The sequence below is a fragment of the Acinetobacter calcoaceticus genome (assembly GCF_016508255.1).
In the GTDB taxonomy this organism is placed as follows: domain Bacteria; phylum Pseudomonadota; class Gammaproteobacteria; order Pseudomonadales; family Moraxellaceae; genus Acinetobacter; species Acinetobacter calcoaceticus_E.
On sequence record NZ_JADVKT010000001.1, the window covers coordinates 688,827 to 707,228 of the forward strand.

The window sequence follows — 18,402 nt, forward strand, 5'->3', positions numbered from 1 at the left end:
CAATATGTTTATTTATCAGATATCATCACAATGATTATTTTACGCATTGCAATTTTTTAAACCAATTGCAATTTTTCTCTGAGTTAGAGCGCTTAAGCTCTTGCCTTTTTAGATAAAAAGGGGTGTCATTAGCGGACGTTTTAAATTGTTGCGAATGGACATGCCTAATCAACAGACAATTCACCACTTTGACGTGATTATTGTGGGCAGCGGCGGCGCTGGTTTAAGTCTGGCTTTATCGTTACCAAGTCATTTTAATATTGCAGTTTTAGCTAAAGCTGCCTTAACCGAAGCAAGTACCTTCTATGCTCAGGGTGGTGTTGCTGCAGTTCTTGATGAAACTGATTCTATTCAACAACACATTAATGACACGATGATTGCAGGTGCTCATTTATGTGAAATGGATGCAGTTCAACATACGGTAGAAGGTGGACGTCCTTCTGTCGATTTCCTTTTGAAACAAGGTGTACAGTTTACCTTAGATGAAGATGAACAGCTTCATTTAACCCGTGAAGGTGGCCATTCACAACGCCGCATTATTCATTCTGCCGATGCAACAGGTAAAGCTATTTCAACCACCTTGGTTGAGCGTGCACAAGAACGTAAAAATATTACTATTTTTGAAAACTATATTGCGATTGATCTAATTACTTCACATAAGTTGGGACATACTGATCAAGCGAATCGCGCTATTGGTTTGTATGCATTAGATGAAAATTCAGAAAAGGTTCATACCTTTCTTGCACCATTTACCGCCCTTGCTTGCGGTGGTGCGATGAAAGCTTACCTTTATACATCTAATCCAGATATTGCTACAGGCGATGGTATTGCCATGGCTTACCGTGCAGGTTGCCGTGTAGCCAATATGGAATTTAACCAGTTCCACCCAACCTGCCTGTACCATCCGCAAGCGCGTTCTTTTTTAATTACCGAAGCGATGCGTGGTGAAGGTGCTTACTTGCGCTTGCCAGATGGCGAACGTTTTATGCTGCGTTTTGACGACCGTGCCGAATTGGCTCCTCGTGATATTGTGGCACGTACCATTGACCATGAAATTAAACGTCTTGGTATTCGACATGTATGGTTAGACATTACGCACAAGTCACCTGAGTTTATTAAAGAGCACTTCCCTACACTTTATGCAAGATTGCTTGAGTTAGGTATCGACATTACTAAAGACATGATTCCAGTAGTGCCGGCCGCTCATTACACTTGTGGTGGTGTGGTAGTTGACTCAAATAGCCAGACGGATATTGAAGGTCTCTATGCAATTGGTGAAACCTCTTATACAGGTTTACATGGTGCAAACCGTATGGCGAGTAACTCATTGCTTGAGTGCTTCGTTTATGGCATGAGTGCAGCAAAAGACATCGAAAATAAGTTTGATGAAAGTTTTAAACTACCGAATGTACCCACTTGGGATGACTCTCAAGTCACCAATCCTGATGAAGATGTTGTGATTTTACAAAACTGGGATGAGCTACGTTCAACCATGTGGAACTATGTCGGTATTGTAAGAACCACGAAACGTTTAGAACGTGCTTTACACCGTATTGAAATGTTAAAGCGTGAAATCACTGAATATTATCAAGACTACCGTGTCAGTAAAAACTTGATTGAACTGCGTAATCTTGTACTCGTTTCGGAAATGATTGTGCGCTGTGCCATGCAACGTAAAGAATCGCGTGGTTTACACTACACACTTGATTATCCGGAAACTTCAAGCGAGATTCGAAAAACTGTTTTAACACCTCCAAACTTTGCAGTAGAGCAACCTTTGGTAAATACCAGCGTTTAAATAATCTCGTTATAAAAAAGCACGGTTCATACCGTGCTTTTTTATAACTTTAATTTTCATGATCGAGGAGGAATTGAATACGTCGCGGTCACATGTGCCACGGGTTCATCCAGCCCAACCGAATAAATCCAAACCTCACCAACAACCAGACTCTTTCCTACTTTCATGAGTTTACATTCACTGCGTAGGTCTTTATCACCTGCGGGTTTTCGCAAAAAATTAATATTAAAGTTCGTCGTCACAGCCAAACCAATAATTCCGATTTCACCTAGTATTGCAATATACAAAGCAAAGTCTGCCAAAGTCATCATAGTTGGGCCAGATATGGTACCACCCGGACGTTGATGTCTTTGATCTACGTGATAGTAAACAACAGCAGCTTTAGGCGTGACTGATTCAATCGTGCAATGTTCAAGACTGGGTGGAAATTCCTTTTCAAGAAATGCCACGATTTCTTCTTTTGAGCTTTTCATCCTTGTTATTCTTCAATCTATAAATCATATGTAAGATAGCATAAGAAAATAGCAGATATTTTCTATGACGTTTTAAATCAGAATTAACGTCATTTTTCACCACTCCCATATTTTATAAGAGTGGCTCATCCAATTGCTTATCCTAAATATTGCAACGCTTGCTCAAACACCTGATCTGGGCTTTGCGTAGCGTCTAAACGTTTAATACGTTCAGGTTCAGCTTTCCACAAAGTTTCATAACCCTCACGAACTTTAGTAAAGAAACTTAACTTTTCCTGTTCAAAACGATCTAAAGCACCACGTTCACGTGCACGGTTCATGCCTAATTCAATCGGCGCATCTAACCAAAAAGTCACTTCTGGCATGTGTGAAACAAAGTTCGTATTTAACAGTTGTAACTTATCTTGACTTAAACCACGACCAGAACATTGGTAAGCAAAGCTTGCATCTGTAAAACGGTCACTTAACACAATTTTATTGGCTTCTAAAGCAGGCACAATGATTTGCTGAAGATGTTGTGCGCGTGCAGCATAAATCAAAAGTAACTCAGTATCATGGCTCATATTTTCATCATGATTAACAGCCAAAAGCATTGAACGAATTTGTTCAGCTAGTGGTGTACCGCCAGGCTCTCGCGTTAAAACAACTTGTTTACCTTGTTCTTCAAAATGCTGATGAATTTTTCGAATAAGCGTAGTCTTGCCTACACCTTCCGTGCCTTCAAAGCTAATAAACATCTCTCTTCCTTATTTCTTCGATCTCAACACGGATAAATACTCTTGAACCGCTTGATTATGCGCTTGCAAATTTGCCGTAAATTTATGGCCACCATTGCCAGTTGCTACAAAATAAACATTATTTGAGTCATCTGGATGTAATGCAGCCTCAATTGCTTTTTGACTTGGTAAAGCAATTGGAGTTGGTGGTAACCCATTAATTGTATAAGTATTATATGGTGTTGGAGTACGTAAGTCTTCGCGAGTAATGTTACCCTTATAGTTCTCACCCATACCATAAATCACGGTTGGGTCTGTTTGTAGACGCATGCCAATTTTTAGACGTCGTACAAATACACCAGATACTTGCTCAAGCTCACTATCTAAACTTGTTTCTTTTTCAACAATTGAAGCCATGATTAAAGCTTCATACTTATCTTTATAAGGTAGGTTTGGTGCACGATTTGCCCAAGCCGTATCTAAAGCTTTCATTTGATGGTGATATAAATCGGTAAGGATTTTTTTATCAGTCTCACCCTTGGCAAAGAAATAAGTATTAGGCGCAAATAAACCTTCAGGGTGATGATAGGAAATTCCTAAAGCCTTCATAAGCTGATCATCGGGTAAATCTAATATTGTATTTTTTACATTCTTATCGTGCTTTAAAGCAGTGATGAGCTGTTTAAAAGTCGTACCTTCAATGACCAAAACACGATTCATCTGAGCATTATCCGCATTAGATAACATCTCTAATACTTGTCTTACGCTCATTCCCTGCTCAACTTCATATACACCAGCTTTCATGCTGTCATGAATCATAAATCGTTGATAAAGTTTAAGTACAATGGGGAAATGGATTTTGTTTTCTTTGGCTAAGCGATCAATAAAACCAGAATAGGTTTCACCAGATGTAATTGATAGCATCTGCTTTTTCCCTTCTATTGAATAAGCTTTAAATAAGCTTGACCATAAAATGGCAAAAATAGAAACTAAAACAATAAAAAGACCAATCAAAACCAAGCGCTTAGATTTTTTAGGAGCTTGTTTTTTGTTATTTTTCTTGGCATTTTTTGCTTTCGCATTTACAGGTGGCTTCGGCATATTAATGAATCTGATTTAAGTTAAGGATATGAAATAAATCTATGCATGCCTGTGTGTCTAGCGTTTTCTCTCCTAAATGAGTGACCACTCGCATAGGATTTAAAGCATTACAAAAGAACAGACTTTGTATTTCAGATACTTCATCTAGCTCAATTACACGTAATTCACAGGCAATATCATGGTGCTGCATGCGCGCCAAAATTTCTGCCCGCATTACACCGTGGACGCCATTATAGCGAAGTTCAGGTGTAATCCATCTATCATTTAAACGAATAAAACAATTACTACTGACCCCTTCAACAATATAACCTTGTACATCAGTAACTAATGCTTCAGCCCATCCTAATTGATCTGCTTCTTTTTTTAGCAACACTTGCTCAAGACGGTTTAAAGATTTGAGCCCGACCAAACTCGGCATGGTTAAACCTAAGGCCTGATTTAAAACACCACACTGGATAAAGTCCGGCTGAAATGGCGCTAAAGCTTTCGGATAAAACCAGATATAAATATCAGCCTGATGCTTTGGTAAGCTATAACCTCTATCTCCTTCCCCACGGCTAATAACAATTTTTAAAGTGCCGTTGAGTACAAGATGCTGCTTTTTTAATTGCTGTAAACTCTGTTCTATTAATTCAAAATCTATTGTTAAAAACAATTTTTGACATGCCAGTTTTAGGCGTTCCCAGTGTCTTACTTTAAGTTCAATTTGATTTTCAAAAACACGAATTGTCGTAAAGCATCCATCTCCATAATGAAATGCTCGATCCAGTAAAGGAATAGTCTCAACAGGTTGCCCATTTTTAAAACACCACATGTTCAATCCCCCCCTTTGCTTAAAACTATCCAACAATACAACACCTTTCATTTAAATAATAAATGACTGATTTTAAAAAATTATACCGATTTGGTATCTACTTTTGAAACTTGTTGTATATCAAGATTTAAGAATAACTTATCTATTTTTACTATTTCTATATTTTTCATATTAAATTCGTTTTTTATTATTTTTTTAGAATAAAGACTAGCGCTATTCTGCGTTCATGTTTTGAACATTTCATATTTTTTGAGGACTTATCTCATGCGTTTTTCTCAATTAAAAGTCGGGGTTATTGCTGCATTACTTTCAGTTTCATCCTTTGCAGCTCAAGAATTCTTAAACGTTTCTTACGATCCAACTCGAGAGTTATATACAGATTTCAATAAACAGTTTGGTGCTTACTGGAAACAGCGTACTGGACAAGATATTGAGTTTAAACAATCACACGGTGGATCTGGAAAACAGGCCCGTGCTGTTATTGATGGCTTAAATGCAGATGTAGTGACATTGGCACTTGCAGCGGATATCGATGAAATTGCTGTAAAAGCAAAATTACTGCCAACTGACTGGCAGAAAAAGTTACCGCAAAACTCTACACCATACACCTCAACAATCGTGTTTTTAGTTCGTAAGGGTAACCCTAAACAAATTAAGGACTGGGGTGATTTAATCAAACCAGGCGTAGAAATTATTACCCCAAACCCGAAAACTTCTGGTGGCGCTCGCTGGAACTATCTGGCTGCTTGGGCTTGGGCAAAACATCAAGCAGGTGGTAACGATGCAAAAGCTCAAGAATTTGTCCGCCAAATTTATAAACACACTAAAGTTTTAGACTCAGGTGCGCGTGGTGCAACCACGACTTTTGCTGAACGTGGCATTGGTGATGTATTGCTAGCTTGGGAAAACGAAGCACATTTAGCTACCCGCGAACAACCAGGCAAGTTTGAAATTATTACACCATCCCTTTCCATTTTAGCTGAACCACCAGTTGCAGTTGTTGAGAAAAATGCCACTAAAAAAGGCAACTTAACGATTGCTAAAGGTTACCTCAACTACTTGTATTCACCAGCTGGCCAAGAAATTGCAGCACGTAACTTCTACCGCCCGCGTAATGCAGCCGTTCTTAAGAAATATAGCAACGTATTTAAACCATTGAAACTCGTTACGATCGACAAAGAGTTTGGCGGTTGGACCAAGGTTCAAAAACAACATTTCGACAATGGTGGTGTTTTTGATCAAATCGTGAAAATCAATAGTGCAGAGAAGTAATTCTTTGTACTAAAGATAAGGAGAACAGACATGATTCACACTGTAATTGTTCCAGGTGTAGGTGGAAGTGAACATCAGCATTGGCAATCTTGGTTGCAGCGTAAACTCGTGTCTAGTTCTCGCGTTGAGCAAAAAAACTGGGATAGACCTGTATTAAGTGAATGGGTTGAGCAATTCGTTAAAACAGTTCAAGTAGCCCCAGCTGCTGTACAAATTGTTGCGCATAGCTTTGGTTGTTTAACAAGTGTAGCTGCTCTAGCTGAACATCCAGAGTTAAAAACCCGAGTTAAGAAACTTATTTTGGTCGCTCCAGCAAATCCAGCACGCTTTGGGGAAGCAGGGTTTGCTCGTCATAGTTTGACCGACTTCAAAGCGTATTTTCATCAATTAAAGATTGATGTGCCAACATCCTTACTCATTAGTGAAAATGATCCGTGGCTCGGCTTTTTTGATGCTTTGCAACTTGCGAAATCATGGAAATTAAATCCAGTTAATCTTGGTGAAGTTGGTCATATTAATGTTGCCTCAGGTTTTGGCCCATTTCCAGATTTGCTGAATTATTTGATTCCAGAAGATTCGATGTGTAGCCACTCATCTATCGACCCGGTAAAAACTCATTTCTCTTTGAAATTTGCTTAATACCCAACTTTATATCTCACCGTTTATCTTTATTTATTCGCTTACTGGTTTCAGCAGGCTTTTCTCTTTGAGGAAATATCATGTCGCAGCGATCCCGAGTGCTGCCTGGGTTTGGTCTATCTTTGGGCTTCACCCTCGCCTATGTGTCTTTTATTGTGCTTATTCCATTAGCCGCAGTCTTTATCAAATCATTTGGAATTGGATGGGATGGATTATGGGAAATTTTAACGTCTGAACGTATTTTAAAGTCGCTTCAACTTAGCTTTAGTTCAGCATTAATTGCAGCTTTTATTAACGTCGTGTTTGGCTTACTGCTCGCTTGGTGTCTTGTACGTTATAACTTTCCCGGAAAACGTCTTGTAGATGCTTTAGTAGATCTACCCTTTGCTCTACCGACAGCAGTTGCAGGTATTGCATTAACTTCACTCTATGCCCCTACAGGCTGGATTGGTCAATATCTACAACCTCTAGGTATTGAGGTTGCTTATACGCCAATTGGTATTACTCTGGCATTAGTCTTCATTGGTATTCCATTCATTGTACGGACAGTTCAGCCTGTACTGAGTGATATCGAAACTGAGCTTGAAGAAGCTGCTTCAGCCCTTGGCGCAAATCGCTGGCAGACCATTACTAAAATTATTTTACCAATATTACTACCAGCTCTGTTCACAGGATTTGCTTTAGCATTTGCCCGAGGCGTGGGTGAATATGGTTCAGTTATTTTTATTGCGGGTAACCAACCGTTTAAAACAGAAATTGCTCCACTCATGATCATTTCACGTCTTGAAGAATATGATTATGCAGGTGCAACAACGATTGCTGCGGTCATGTTAGTTCTCTCTTTCATCATTTTATTTGCCATTAATTTACTTCAAGCATGGGCAAACCGTCGTACAGGGAGAAATATCACATGAACCTACATACTGACAGCAATGCACTCGCGTTTAAGTTGCAATCACGGGATGCAACACGCGAACCAACTTGGGTACGTTACACGCTTATTACCGTGGCTCTGATTTTTTTCCTAGGCTGCCTGATGTTGCCCCTTATTCTGGTTTTTGTAGAAGCATTTAAACAAGGACTTGAAGTCTATGTTCAAGCTTTGATTGATCCAGACACCCTATCGGCGGTGAAATTAACCTTATTAACAGCAGCAATTGCTGTTCCGATTAACGTGATATTTGGTGTGGGTGCCGCCTGGGCTGTCTCTAAGTTCCAGTTTAAAGGTAAGGCAATTTTAACCACCATCATTGATATGCCTTTTTCGGTTTCACCCGTTATTGCAGGTTTAATGATTGTATTGATTTTTGGTGCACAAGGTTGGTTAGGTGGCTGGTTAATGGATCATGACATCAAAATTTTGTATGCCGTACCTGGAATTGTCTTAGCAACCATTTTTATTACCGTTCCCTTTGTCGCGCGTGAGTTAATTCCACTCATGGAAGCTCAAGGAACTGAAGAAGAAGAAGCAGCGATTGTACTGGGTGCATCGGGATGGCAAACCTTTTGGAAAGTGACACTTCCCAACATTAAATGGGGTTTGATTTACGGCGTGATTCTATGTAATGCCCGTGCAATGGGTGAGTTTGGCGCAGTATCAGTGGTTTCTGGTCACATTCGTGGTGAAACCAATACCCTGCCACTTCATGTCGAAATTTTATATAACGAGTACACCTTTAGCGCAGCGTTTGCCGTGTCCTCATTACTTGCTTTCTTAGCTCTGTTAACACTGGTATTAAAAACGTGGTTAGAACTACATCAAGATAAACCACAACCACATTCAACTGATTCGTAAGGAATGAAATCATGAGTATTCAAGTTAAAAATATTGAAAAACACTTTGGTGCATTCCATGCGCTTAAAAATATTTCCCTAGATTTTCCAGAAGGTGAACTAGTTGCCCTACTCGGCCCATCTGGTTGCGGTAAAACAACTCTACTTCGTATTATTGCTGGCCTAGAGTCAGCCGATGGTGGTCAAGTACTACTTGAAGGTGAAGATGCGACCAATGTACATGTGCGTGAGCGTCAGGTTGGCTTTGTATTTCAGCACTATGCTTTATTTCGTCACATGACAGTATTTGACAATATTGCCTTTGGTTTGCGTGTTCGTCCTCGTGCAACGCGTCCTTCAGAAGCTGAAATTAAAAAACGTGTCACTCGTTTACTTGATTTGGTTCAACTTGGATTTTTAGCAGACCGTTACCCTGCCCAGCTTTCTGGCGGACAACGTCAGCGTATTGCTTTAGCCCGTGCCTTGGCAGTAGAGCCGCGAGTCTTATTACTTGATGAACCATTTGGTGCACTAGATGCCAAAGTCCGTAAGGAGTTACGCCGCTGGTTACGCAACTTACATGATGAATTGCATATTACTTCAATTTTTGTGACACATGATCAGGAAGAAGCACTTGAGGTGGCGGATCAGATTATTGTAATGAATAAAGGTAATGTCGAGCAGATTGGCTCACCTCGTGAAGTTTATGAAAAACCGTCAACACCATTTGTATTTGATTTCTTGGGTCAGGCAAATCGTTTTGAAGGTGAGAACACAGGCGGTATTATCCGTATTGGCAATGACCGTATTCAATTACCAACGGCAGTTGAGGCACCTCAAGGAAAAGTGATTGCTTTTGCCCGTCCAGATGAGTTACATATTCATTCGCAACCGCAAGCGAATACCATTGAAGCGACTTTTGTACGTGAAATCTGGATTGCTGGAAAAGTTGTGGCGGAATTACAAGATCGTAATGGACGTTTAATTGAGATTGCTCTGAGCAATGAAACTGCAAAACTACATGCATTTAAACCCAATCAAACCGTTTGGGTAAGTGCATCTCAACTGCACTTATTTGCAGATCAAGTTGCTTAAGAAATATATTTGGTAAGGAAAAGTGTAAATGAACTTTCAACAATTAAGAATTATCCGAGAAACTGTACGCCAAAACTTTAACCTAACCGAAGCATCGGCTGCACTCTACACGTCTCAATCGGGTGTAAGTAAACATATTAAAGATTTAGAAGATGAGCTAGGTGTACAACTTTTTATACGAAAAGGTAAACGTCTTTTAGGTTTAACCGAACCAGGTCAATCTCTTCTTGGCATCGTTGAACGCATGTTAGTTGATGCTGAAAATATTAAACGTCTTGCAGAAGACTTTAATAAAGTTGATGAAGGGACATTAACGATCGCAACTACCCATACTCAGGCACGTTATGTACTGCCTCCGATCGTCAATCAATTTAAGAAGTTATTCCCTAAAGTTCATTTGATTTTACAACAAGCCAGCCCTGTTGAAATTTCAGAAATGCTCTTACAAGGTGAGGCAGATATTGGAATTGCAACTGAGTCTTTAACGACCGAAGAAAATCTTGCTAGTATTCCGTACTATCAATGGCAACACAGTATTATCACACCGCAAAATCACCCTTTAGTGAAGGCAGACAAGATTACGCTTGAACTTTTAGCGGACTATCCACTTATTACTTATCATGGTGGTTTTACAGGCCGATCTAAAATTGACAAAGCTTTCGAAGAAGCTCACCTCGATGCAGATATCGTAATGTCAGCTCTTGATGCGGACGTTATCAAGACTTATGTCGAATTGGGTATGGGAGTCGGAATTGTCAATGATGTGGCCTATGACACAGAACGTGATCATCGTTTAAAACAAACTAAAACTGATATTTTTGGTGTCAATACAACATGGATTGCGGTTCGTAAAGGACACTTACTACGTGGTTACGGCTACGAATTTATTTCTCTATGCTCACCTGACGCTGATATTAAAGCACTGAAAAAAATTGCTTATCCAGATGAATAAAAATTAAGAAAAAATAAAAGAGCGAGATCGCTCTTTTATTTTTACCTATAAAAAAACGAGCCGAAGCTCGTTTTTTTAGTATTTATTACCAGAAGAAGTTCACACCAACTTTACCAACTGGTAACCATTGGTATTTGTCATCGTTACGGATTTTATTTTCTTCAGCGCGCAAATCTTTATCAAAGTCAGCACCGTTAACATTAACAAATGTACCATTTGATTTAAGATTTACAGTTGGGTTACCTGTGTAATATGCACCCACCTCACCAAATACGCCCCAGTTCTTATTGATCTTAGGTGCAAAACCTAAACCTACATAAGGGGCAATATCATTTTTATAACTTAATTTACCATCCACTGAACCATTAAAGTTATAATTATTACCATTTACTTTAATAGTACCGTCTTGTGAACGTTTAGTTAAATCATAGTCATTGTCTAAGTAAGCAGCACCCGCAGCTACATATAAAGCCTGAGCCCAACGGTTAGTACTTGCACCCCATGGACGAATCTCAGCATTTAAATAAACGTTACTATTATCCATATCTAAGTCGTACTTAGTGCCATTTACTGACACATCATCACGCCAAGACACGTTACCACCGTTATAACCCAATGCTAAGCCAACGTATGGGTTTGCTTGCCATAATAAAGCACCACCGTAACCTGTAGTACCAGCCTCAGCACGAACACCTACTGGAATTAATTGGTTTTTATCGAATGCATAGCTGTCATGAACAACAGCTTCATCTGCCATTGCAGCACCAGCAGCAAATAAAGCTGTAGTTGTCACTAAAACACGTAATACTTTCATAGTTTTCTCCTCAAAAGGCTTTGTTTCTAATTTTTCAGCTTGTGACAAAAATTATATTCAAGAGCATAGAGTCTTTTTTATACAAAAACTGCTGGATTTCTGTTATTTTTTGATACAAATTGAGTTAAATTTTTATTTTCAAATCATTTTTTTGTAAAAAATACTTGATTATCTAATAAGCTTATTTTCATTTAACTTATTTATATCCTCGATTAAACGTAACACGTTTTTTCAAAGATTCTTGTCACAAATTAGTGTAAAATCTTTAAAATTTTTTATGGAAGGAAGATCATGTCTCAGCTTTCTACGATCATTGAGCAAGCATTTGAAGACCGCGCAAATTTTACTGCAGCAGATTGCTCAAGCGAAATCCGCCAAGCTGTTGAAGAAGCAATTGCTGGTTTAGATAACGGTACTCTTCGAGTTGCTGAAAAAATCAATGGTGAATGGGTTGTTCATCAATGGTTAAAAAAAGCTGTTTTATTATCATTTAAACTAAATGACAATAAACCAATCGAGTCATGTGATCTTCGTTTCTACGATAAAGTTGAAACTAAATTCTCTGGTTGGACTGAAGACCAATTTAAAGCAGCAGGTGTTCGTGTTGTTCCCCCTGCTGTAGCGCGTCGTGGTAGCTTCCAAGCTAAAAACGTAGTGTTAATGCCTTCTTATGTCAACATTGGCGCTTATGTAGATGAAGGCACAATGGTAGATACATGGGCAACTGTAGGTTCATGTGCTCAAATCGGTAAAAATGTTCACTTATCTGGTGGTGTTGGTATTGGTGGTGTTTTAGAGCCATTACAAGCAAACCCAACTATTATTGAAGACAACTGCTTTATCGGTGCGCGTTCAGAAATCGTTGAAGGCGTTATTGTTGAAGAAGGCTCAGTCATTTCAATGGGCGTTTTCATTGGTCAATCAACTAAAATTTATGACCGCGAAACTGGCGAAATCCATTATGGTCGTGTACCAGCAGGTTCAGTTGTAGTTTCAGGCAGCTTGCCATCTAAATGCGGTACTTACAGCTTATACGCTGCAATTATTGTGAAAAAAGTTGATGCAAAAACACGTGCGAAAACAAGTTTGAACGATTTGTTACGCGCTGACTAATTTGCTATAACTCTCTTGCGGAGCTTTAATCGCTCCTCATCTCTACGGTCCAACTGATCGTAGAGATTTTATTTTTTATATAGTGTGGTATTTCTAGAATGGCTTCCTTACGTTCCTCTGCAATTCCTGTCTCTGACCCTGCGTCTGGTTTACGCATTACCGAGATTTTTTACTCGTTGCAGGGTGAAGCGAATGCTTCTGGTTTACCGACTGTATTCATTCGCTTAACAGGCTGCCCACTACGTTGTAGTTACTGTGATACGACTTATTCTTTTGAAGGCGGAGAACGTTTTTCGCTTGAACATATCATTGAAACAGCTAAACAGTATCAAACACCTTATATTTGTGTCACTGGTGGCGAACCATTAGCACAACCAAACTGTTTGATTCTATTACAACGCCTATGTGAAGCAGGCTTTGATGTTTCTTTAGAAACCAGTGGCGCACTTGATGTCTCAAAAGTAGATTCGCGTGTTTCTAAAGTTCTCGATTTAAAAACTCCAACTTCTGGTGAGGAACATCGCAACCTCATCAGCAACCTTGACCATTTAACTGCACATGACCAAATTAAATTCGTCATTTGTAACCGTGAAGATTATGAATGGTCAAAGCAACAAGTTGAAAAATATCAACTGCATAAAAAAGTCAGTACCGTTTGGTTCTCCCCTGCCTTTGCAGTTGAAAAAGGTGCTGTTGGCCTGCCACGTCTAGCACGTGATCTGGCACAGTGGATACTTGATGATAAACTCCTTGTTCGCTTCCAACTACAGTTACATAAACTGCTTTGGAACGATGAATCAGGTCGTTAATCACTCAATAAAATAAATCATTCCGAATATGGAGAAAAATATGCGCCCTCGTGCCATTGTTTTACTTTCAGGCGGCTTAGACTCAACCACTTGCCTAGCTTGGGCACAAGCACGCTATGAATGTATTGCTATTAGTTTTATGTATGGTCAACGCTCAACCACGGAACTTGATGCAGCAAAAGCATTGGCTCAACGTTCAGGTGTTGAACATCGTATAATTAATATTGATTTAGCTAATTTAGGTGGGTCTGCACTTACAGACCACAACATTGCCGTACCTGAACAGTTACAAGAAGGTATTCCTGTAACTTATGTACCAGCACGTAACACTATTTTCCTCTCTTATGCTCTAGCTGCTGCCGAAGTATTTAATGCTGAAGCTATCGTTATTGGTATCAATGCTGTTGATTATTCAGGATATCCTGATTGTCGTCCTGAATTTATTGATGCTTTTGCCAATATGGCACGTTTAGCAACTAAAGCTGGTGTGGAAGGTAAACCACTTAAATTTGAAACACCCCTGTTACATTTATCCAAAGCGAATATTATACGTTTAGGGATTGAACATGGCGTAGACTATAGTCAAACGGTATCTTGCTACCAAGCAGATGCTCAAGGACGTGCGTGTGGCAAATGTGACAGTTGCCGTTTGCGTAAAGAAGGCTTTATCGAGGCTGGTGTTGCCGACCCAACACGCTATATACCGTAATAAGTAGGTAAAATTTATGAAGTTGTTAAAATCAAATCTTATTCTTTCATCTTTGTTCTCAACAGTTGCTCTTATGGCTGGAGCAGCACATGCTGCAGAAAACCCAGTTCAAGCAGCATATAAAAGTACTAACGTTAAAGGCGCATTAGTTAACGTTTGTAAAGAACAAACAGCTAAAGGCGGCAAGCTAAGCTCAGCTGAAGTTAGCAAATTCTGTAGCTGCCAAGTTGAAGCACAAGGGAAAGTTACTGAAGCACAAAAATGGGAAATCCAAAGTGCAATCAATGCGAAGAAAAGCCCAAGCTCTCTAGGATTTGTACAACAACAAAACCGTGATCTTAAAGCATGTTTCGGCCCTCAGTTAACAACTAAGCTTGAAAAATTAACTGAAGATGCAATGAAAGCAGCTCAACAACAAGCTCCTAAAAAATAAGCTTTGTTATTCCAAATTAAGCCTGCATTTATGCAGGCTTTTTTGTAGCTCTGATAAAATAGTACTGACCTAAACCCCTCTATTTGAAATAAATCATGCAAGAACAGTAGCATTGATCCATGTGGCGAAGGCGGAGAATTTCATACGACTGTGATTGACGGCCCAATTTTTAACAAAGCAATTCCTGTAAGAAAACTCGATATTGTTTATCATGAAGAATGTGCTTTTTTACCACTTGAATTAGACCAAATTTAAATTTTGAAGGATGAAAAATGTCTGAGAATATTCAACTACCAAATCAACTTTTTCCAACGACACAAGGCGAAGTAAACTTAGCTGAAGTCGAAAATGAATGGTTGATCATTTACTTCTACCCAAAAGATTCAACCCCAGGATGTACCACACAAGCAGTTGGGTTTTCTTGTTTAAAAGATCAGTTTGATGCCTTAGGTGCGCGTATTTTTGGTATATCACGTGACTCAGTAAAAGCTCACCAGAACTTTACTGAAAAACAAGCACTAACGATCGATTTAATTAGCGATAAAGAAGAAGTGCTTTGTAAGCACTTTGATGTGATTAAAGAAAAAAATATGTATGGCAAAAAAGTAATGGGCATTGAACGCTCTACTTTTATTTTCCATAACAAAGAATTGGTTAAAAGCTACCGTAAAGTTAAGGCAGCGGGACACGCAGAACAAGTTCTAGAAGACTTAAAATCCCTACAAACAGCTTAATAAACAAAAAGCGAGTTTCATGCTCGCTTTTTTATTGCAAAGCATTACCCAACAATTTGAGTTTGGCGTATCATAAAAATATTAGAATAATTATTTTAAGGCATTGATATGAGACCACTCAAAATATGCTCTTTACTGCCTGCTACTCTCTTTATCGGTGCATGTAGTGCAAATATATTAGCCATACCAACTGATACTTCCACATCACTTACTCAAATTCAAAAAACTTCCAATGAAATAAGCTGCCAAGATTTACAAAACCCTGCCTATCAACAAGCGTTACTTAACACAATTAATCAGATCCGGCAGCAATCACGCCAATGTGGTCAGCAGTCTTTCCCCGCAACCAAACCGTTGAGTTGGAGTAATAATTTATATAAAGGTGCACTTTCTCACAGTGAAGATATGGCAACACACAACTTTCTTGGACATGTTGGTTCCACTGGCCTAGACTTAAAGTCACGTTTGAAACTTTATAATACACTTGGTAAAGCCAACGGTGAAAATGTTGCTAGCGGGCAGAAAACTTTGGGTGAAGTGATGTCTAAATGGCTGTCGAGTCCCCTGCATTGTAGTAATCTAATGAACCCAAAATTCACGACTTACGCAATTGCTTGCACTTCTGATCAATCTGTAAAGCAAAAGAGTTATTGGACTCAACAATTTGGTACACGTTAAAAGGAAAAATGATGCAATCAGGTTCAATCACCCCTATTTTAAGAATTTTTGATGTTGATTTAGCTCAATCATTTTATCTTGAATTTTTAGGTTTTCAGCTTGATTGGCAGCATCAGTTTGAAGATAACTTTCCCTTATATTTACAGATTTCCAAAGATGATTGCATCATTCATTTATCAGAGCATTTTGGAGATGCAAGCCCCCATAGTGCAATCCGTATTTATTGGGAACATATTTATGAGCTGCATCTAGAATTAAGTAAAAAAGATTACAAGTTTGCTAAGCCCCAGATTGAAAAAACAGATTGGGAAACACTTGAACTCAGTATCACCGATCCTTTTTCCAACCGAATTATCTTTTGGGCAGATGCTTAATCTAGATGAGTTTATTCAAACTCATCTAGATTAGAGCGGTCATCTTCTTCAAACCGTTGTTGTAATTGCTGATAAGTACGTGTTTTTTTGAACTCATCCAAAAATTGAATTGTACCTACAGGGAAAAATTCTGTTTGAATTTCACCACGATAATAAGCTTCACGCATTGGCGTTGCCGACAGTGAATCTTTTAGACTATCAAGCTCAACCATAATCCATTCAGGGAATAGTTTTAAATAATAAGAAGATTCATCTTTAAAATGTCCAATCAAGCCTACAGTTGAGTCTGGTTCAATCACAGCATTGACTAAAGATTTGACCTGTTTAACCCATTTTTCATCATTATAGACATCAACCACATGTACAAACCGAATGCGTTTTTGCTCTTCTAATGAAAAATTAGATAAAATCATTTGCTCTCGTTCAATCGCAAGGAACGGATTTTTTATATTACGTTCCATTTGAGCAGAGCCTAGCGCCAAAATCACATAGTGACTTTGCTGTAGTGCGATTTCTATCGTTTGCATATGTGCCAAATGAAATGGCTGAAAACGACCTATAAAAACGAGATAGTCAAATTTATACATAATCAGATTTTCACTTTTTATGAACTCATCAGTTACGCTTCTTACAAAAAATATGCGCCATAATGAGAACCTAAAAATCAACAACGTGGTTTAAAGCAAGGATAGTACGATGACACTTAGCTGTATTCAACAACCTCATCAACATTTACAAGCAAATTTAGAAGGTGGCGTACTCACCTTAGCCATAAATCGCGCAGAAGCAAAAAATGCGTTATATGGCGAACTTTATTTATGGATTGCTCAAGCACTTAATGAAGCCGATCTCAATAAAGATGTTCGAGTAGTTGTTCTACGTGGTGTAGAACAAGATTTCACTGCTGGTAATGACATGAAAGATTTCATGGGCTTTGTAAAAAATCCTAACACAGGCCCAGCAGGAGAAGTTCCACCATTCGTCTTACTTAAAGCTGCTGCAAAATTATCAAAGCCGCTTATTATTGCAGTAAAAGGTGTCGCAATTGGTATTGGGGTTACTCTTTTATTGCAGGCGGACCTCGTTTTTGCTGACAATACTGCACTTTTCCAAATTCCATTTGTTAGCCTCGGTCTCTCACCCGAAGGTGGTGCAAGCCAACTATTAGTTAAACAAGCGGGTTATCATAAAGCTGCTGAACTCTTGTTAACTGCAAAGAAATTTAATGCCGAAACTGCTGTACAGGCTGGTTTGGTCAATGAAGTTGTTGAAGATTCTTATGCAACAGCTCAAGCAACAGCTCAACAATTAACAGCTTTACCGCTTGCGTCTTTAAAGCAAACCAAAGCACTCATGAAGCATGATTTAGATAAAATCATTGAATGTATTGATCATGAAGCTGAAATCTTCATGCAGCGAGTTCGCTCACCAGAAATGTTAGAGGCCGTTCAAGCATTTATGCAAAAACGTAAACCAGATTTTTCTCAATTTAACTAAAATCAATTTCTATAATTTGAATAAACTCAAAGGCAGGCTCTTCATAAGGATGGCTTGCCTTTAATGCTTTAGCGACTACACTTGCCTTTTCTTCGAGCACAATGGTTTCAACCCGCCACTCCTCAACTTGCTCAAGTTCATCTAACTGCCCAATATAGGGATCAGCCCCTTTAACTGGTTTGAACTGCCCTACTCCCTTTACCTGCCATGCACAGTGTTCATAATTACCAATACCGCCTGCACCAGCAGAAAAAATGGCTTGTTTAGTCGATTCAAGATGTGATTCGGGTACGTAATAAATCAGCTTTAACATGAGTAGAATGACTCAAGACTAGTGAACTTACTTTAAATCATACCTTTAAAAAACACTCTGAATCAAAGTCAGCTCATCATTACTAAATAATTTGCTCCAATAAAGAGTATTTGAATAGCGAGTGCCAAACCAAACCAGCGCCAACCTTTATCTTTTGTATACATCGTTCTTATGTCATTTTTGTTTTTCATCATTTTGATCTCCGATTTTTATCGTTGTTACAGAGAAAGCAAAAATTGGACCAAACCTGTTAGCTTAGCCTTTATAAATTTAAATATATCCTAATCTTAATTTT

The 18,402-nt window shown here is 38.8% G+C and carries 23 protein-coding genes and 1 pseudogene; 16 read left to right on the plus strand and 8 right to left on the minus strand.

Annotated features, from left to right (window positions below; all coding sequences use genetic code 11):
• The first annotated feature begins 154 nt into the window (after positions 1-154).
• Positions 155-1,798 carry an L-aspartate oxidase gene (nadB, locus tag I5515_RS03230; protein ID WP_199964721.1) on the plus strand — a complete coding sequence of 548 codons (1,644 nt, stop codon included), beginning with the start codon at positions 155-157 and terminating at the stop codon, positions 1,796-1,798.
• 56 nt (positions 1,799-1,854) lie between these two features.
• On the opposite strand, the gene I5515_RS03235 is transcribed toward nadB, so the two are convergent.
• The 4 genes from I5515_RS03235 to pabC all read right to left on the minus strand — a co-directional run bounded on the left by I5515_RS03235 (position 1,855) and on the right by pabC (position 4,902).
• Complete coding sequence (locus tag I5515_RS03235; RefSeq protein WP_199964722.1) at positions 1,855-2,271, minus strand: PaaI family thioesterase; 417 nt, start codon at positions 2,269-2,271, stop codon at positions 1,855-1,857.
• A gap of 137 nt (positions 2,272-2,408) precedes the next feature.
• A complete protein-coding gene (tmk, locus tag I5515_RS03240) occupies positions 2,409-3,008 on the minus strand; it encodes a dTMP kinase (RefSeq protein ID WP_199964723.1) in 600 nt (199 codons plus the stop codon).
• A 9-nt stretch (positions 3,009-3,017) separates the two neighbouring features.
• Entirely contained in the window at positions 3,018-4,088 is a 1,071-nt protein-coding gene (mltG, locus tag I5515_RS03245; protein ID WP_199964724.1) for an endolytic transglycosylase MltG, read from the minus strand.
• Between the two features lies 1 nt (position 4,089).
• Positions 4,090-4,902 (minus strand): aminodeoxychorismate lyase, encoded by an 813-nt coding sequence (pabC, locus tag I5515_RS03250; RefSeq protein ID WP_199964725.1) that lies wholly within the window; start codon positions 4,900-4,902, stop codon positions 4,090-4,092.
• A gap of 264 nt (positions 4,903-5,166) precedes the next feature.
• Between pabC and I5515_RS03255 the strand changes: the two genes are divergently transcribed.
• The 6 genes from I5515_RS03255 to I5515_RS03280 all read left to right on the plus strand — a co-directional run bounded on the left by I5515_RS03255 (position 5,167) and on the right by I5515_RS03280 (position 10,633).
• Entirely contained in the window at positions 5,167-6,174 is a 1,008-nt protein-coding gene (locus tag I5515_RS03255) for a sulfate ABC transporter substrate-binding protein (RefSeq protein ID WP_199964726.1), read from the plus strand.
• A gap of 30 nt (positions 6,175-6,204) precedes the next feature.
• A complete protein-coding gene (locus I5515_RS03260; protein ID WP_199964727.1) occupies positions 6,205-6,813 on the plus strand; it encodes an alpha/beta hydrolase in 609 nt (202 codons plus the stop codon).
• A gap of 80 nt (positions 6,814-6,893) precedes the next feature.
• Positions 6,894-7,727, plus strand: coding sequence for a sulfate ABC transporter permease subunit CysT (gene cysT, locus I5515_RS03265; protein ID WP_199964728.1), 834 nt, complete (start codon positions 6,894-6,896; stop codon positions 7,725-7,727).
• Positions 7,724-8,608, plus strand: coding sequence for a sulfate ABC transporter permease subunit CysW (cysW, locus tag I5515_RS03270; RefSeq protein WP_199964729.1), 885 nt, complete (start codon positions 7,724-7,726; stop codon positions 8,606-8,608). The genes cysT and cysW overlap by 4 nt, the downstream gene beginning before the upstream one ends.
• Before the next feature lie 11 nt (positions 8,609-8,619).
• Positions 8,620-9,681 carry a sulfate/molybdate ABC transporter ATP-binding protein gene (locus I5515_RS03275; protein WP_199964730.1) on the plus strand — a complete coding sequence of 354 codons (1,062 nt, stop codon included), beginning with the start codon at positions 8,620-8,622 and terminating at the stop codon, positions 9,679-9,681.
• 28 nt (positions 9,682-9,709) lie between these two features.
• A complete protein-coding gene (locus I5515_RS03280; protein WP_004790709.1) occupies positions 9,710-10,633 on the plus strand; it encodes a CysB family HTH-type transcriptional regulator in 924 nt (307 codons plus the stop codon).
• A gap of 85 nt (positions 10,634-10,718) precedes the next feature.
• On the opposite strand, the gene carO is transcribed toward I5515_RS03280, so the two are convergent.
• Positions 10,719-11,447, minus strand: coding sequence for an ornithine uptake porin CarO type 4 (gene carO / locus I5515_RS03285; protein ID WP_199964731.1), 729 nt, complete (start codon positions 11,445-11,447; stop codon positions 10,719-10,721).
• Between the two features lie 291 nt (positions 11,448-11,738).
• Between carO and dapD the strand changes: the two genes are divergently transcribed.
• From dapD to I5515_RS03325, 8 genes and pseudogenes are all read left to right on the plus strand, one after another.
• A complete protein-coding gene (gene dapD / locus I5515_RS03290) occupies positions 11,739-12,560 on the plus strand; it encodes a 2,3,4,5-tetrahydropyridine-2,6-dicarboxylate N-succinyltransferase (protein ID WP_199964732.1) in 822 nt (273 codons plus the stop codon).
• A 98-nt stretch (positions 12,561-12,658) separates the two neighbouring features.
• Positions 12,659-13,369: a 7-carboxy-7-deazaguanine synthase QueE gene (gene queE / locus I5515_RS03295; RefSeq protein ID WP_004790704.1), complete on the plus strand. Its 711-nt coding sequence runs from the start codon at positions 12,659-12,661 to the stop codon at positions 13,367-13,369.
• Positions 13,370-13,409: 40 nt separating this feature from the next.
• Positions 13,410-14,078, plus strand: a complete 669-nt coding sequence (gene queC, locus I5515_RS03300) for a 7-cyano-7-deazaguanine synthase QueC (RefSeq protein ID WP_199964733.1) — start codon at positions 13,410-13,412, stop codon at positions 14,076-14,078.
• A 16-nt stretch (positions 14,079-14,094) separates the two neighbouring features.
• Complete coding sequence (locus tag I5515_RS03305) at positions 14,095-14,511, plus strand: hypothetical protein (RefSeq protein WP_199964734.1); 417 nt, start codon at positions 14,095-14,097, stop codon at positions 14,509-14,511.
• A 99-nt stretch (positions 14,512-14,610) separates the two neighbouring features.
• Positions 14,611-14,766 (plus strand): annotated as a pseudogene (locus I5515_RS03310) (ATPase); the annotation flags it as partial.
• Between the two features lie 17 nt (positions 14,767-14,783).
• Positions 14,784-15,245 (plus strand): peroxiredoxin, encoded by a 462-nt coding sequence (locus tag I5515_RS03315; RefSeq protein WP_199964735.1) that lies wholly within the window; start codon positions 14,784-14,786, stop codon positions 15,243-15,245.
• A gap of 108 nt (positions 15,246-15,353) precedes the next feature.
• Positions 15,354-15,923 carry a CAP domain-containing protein gene (locus tag I5515_RS03320; RefSeq protein ID WP_199964736.1) on the plus strand — a complete coding sequence of 190 codons (570 nt, stop codon included), beginning with the start codon at positions 15,354-15,356 and terminating at the stop codon, positions 15,921-15,923.
• Positions 15,924-15,934: 11 nt separating this feature from the next.
• Entirely contained in the window at positions 15,935-16,297 is a 363-nt protein-coding gene (locus I5515_RS03325) for a glyoxalase superfamily protein (protein ID WP_199964737.1), read from the plus strand.
• A gap of 11 nt (positions 16,298-16,308) precedes the next feature.
• On the opposite strand, the gene I5515_RS03330 is transcribed toward I5515_RS03325, so the two are convergent.
• Entirely contained in the window at positions 16,309-16,884 is a 576-nt protein-coding gene (locus I5515_RS03330) for a nicotinate-nicotinamide nucleotide adenylyltransferase (protein WP_199964738.1), read from the minus strand.
• Positions 16,885-16,993: 109 nt separating this feature from the next.
• On the opposite strand from I5515_RS03330, the gene I5515_RS03335 reads away from it, so the two are divergent.
• Complete coding sequence (locus I5515_RS03335) at positions 16,994-17,794, plus strand: enoyl-CoA hydratase-related protein (RefSeq protein ID WP_199964739.1); 801 nt, start codon at positions 16,994-16,996, stop codon at positions 17,792-17,794.
• Here I5515_RS03335 and I5515_RS03340 read toward each other — a convergent pair.
• Entirely contained in the window at positions 17,787-18,107 is a 321-nt protein-coding gene (locus I5515_RS03340) for an NGG1p interacting factor NIF3 (protein WP_199964740.1), read from the minus strand. The two genes, I5515_RS03335 and I5515_RS03340, sit on opposite strands and share 8 nt — an antisense overlap.
• A gap of 68 nt (positions 18,108-18,175) precedes the next feature.
• Complete coding sequence (locus I5515_RS17580) at positions 18,176-18,301, minus strand: KGW motif small protein (RefSeq protein WP_265092289.1); 126 nt, start codon at positions 18,299-18,301, stop codon at positions 18,176-18,178.
• Positions 18,302-18,402: the final 101 nt, after the last annotated feature.

Coding starts and splice junctions, on each gene's coding strand:
- queC (WP_199964733.1), top strand. CDS start 13,410: ATGCGCCCTCGTGCCATTGTTTTACTTTCAGGCGGCTTAGACTCAACC.
- I5515_RS03315 (WP_199964735.1), top strand. CDS start 14,784: ATGTCTGAGAATATTCAACTACCAAATCAACTTTTTCCAACGACACAA.
- I5515_RS03235 (WP_199964722.1), bottom strand. CDS start 2,271: ATGAAAAGCTCAAAAGAAGAAATCGTGGCATTTCTTGAAAAGGAATTT.
- I5515_RS03335 (WP_199964739.1), top strand. CDS start 16,994: ATGACACTTAGCTGTATTCAACAACCTCATCAACATTTACAAGCAAAT.
- nadB (WP_199964721.1), top strand. CDS start 155: ATGGACATGCCTAATCAACAGACAATTCACCACTTTGACGTGATTATT.
- cysT (WP_199964728.1), top strand. CDS start 6,894: ATGTCGCAGCGATCCCGAGTGCTGCCTGGGTTTGGTCTATCTTTGGGC.
- dapD (WP_199964732.1), top strand. CDS start 11,739: ATGTCTCAGCTTTCTACGATCATTGAGCAAGCATTTGAAGACCGCGCA.
- I5515_RS03260 (WP_199964727.1), top strand. CDS start 6,205: ATGATTCACACTGTAATTGTTCCAGGTGTAGGTGGAAGTGAACATCAG.
- I5515_RS03280 (WP_004790709.1), top strand. CDS start 9,710: ATGAACTTTCAACAATTAAGAATTATCCGAGAAACTGTACGCCAAAAC.
- I5515_RS03325 (WP_199964737.1), top strand. CDS start 15,935: ATGCAATCAGGTTCAATCACCCCTATTTTAAGAATTTTTGATGTTGAT.
- I5515_RS03305 (WP_199964734.1), top strand. CDS start 14,095: ATGAAGTTGTTAAAATCAAATCTTATTCTTTCATCTTTGTTCTCAACA.
- cysW (WP_199964729.1), top strand. CDS start 7,724: ATGAACCTACATACTGACAGCAATGCACTCGCGTTTAAGTTGCAATCA.
- I5515_RS03340 (WP_199964740.1), bottom strand. CDS start 18,107: ATGTTAAAGCTGATTTATTACGTACCCGAATCACATCTTGAATCGACT.
- I5515_RS17580 (WP_265092289.1), bottom strand. CDS start 18,301: ATGATGAAAAACAAAAATGACATAAGAACGATGTATACAAAAGATAAA.
- queE (WP_004790704.1), top strand. CDS start 12,659: ATGGCTTCCTTACGTTCCTCTGCAATTCCTGTCTCTGACCCTGCGTCT.
- mltG (WP_199964724.1), bottom strand. CDS start 4,088: ATGCCGAAGCCACCTGTAAATGCGAAAGCAAAAAATGCCAAGAAAAAT.
- I5515_RS03255 (WP_199964726.1), top strand. CDS start 5,167: ATGCGTTTTTCTCAATTAAAAGTCGGGGTTATTGCTGCATTACTTTCA.
- I5515_RS03320 (WP_199964736.1), top strand. CDS start 15,354: ATGAGACCACTCAAAATATGCTCTTTACTGCCTGCTACTCTCTTTATC.
- pabC (WP_199964725.1), bottom strand. CDS start 4,902: ATGTGGTGTTTTAAAAATGGGCAACCTGTTGAGACTATTCCTTTACTG.
- carO (WP_199964731.1), bottom strand. CDS start 11,447: ATGAAAGTATTACGTGTTTTAGTGACAACTACAGCTTTATTTGCTGCT.
- tmk (WP_199964723.1), bottom strand. CDS start 3,008: ATGTTTATTAGCTTTGAAGGCACGGAAGGTGTAGGCAAGACTACGCTT.
- I5515_RS03330 (WP_199964738.1), bottom strand. CDS start 16,884: ATGTATAAATTTGACTATCTCGTTTTTATAGGTCGTTTTCAGCCATTT.
- I5515_RS03275 (WP_199964730.1), top strand. CDS start 8,620: ATGAGTATTCAAGTTAAAAATATTGAAAAACACTTTGGTGCATTCCAT.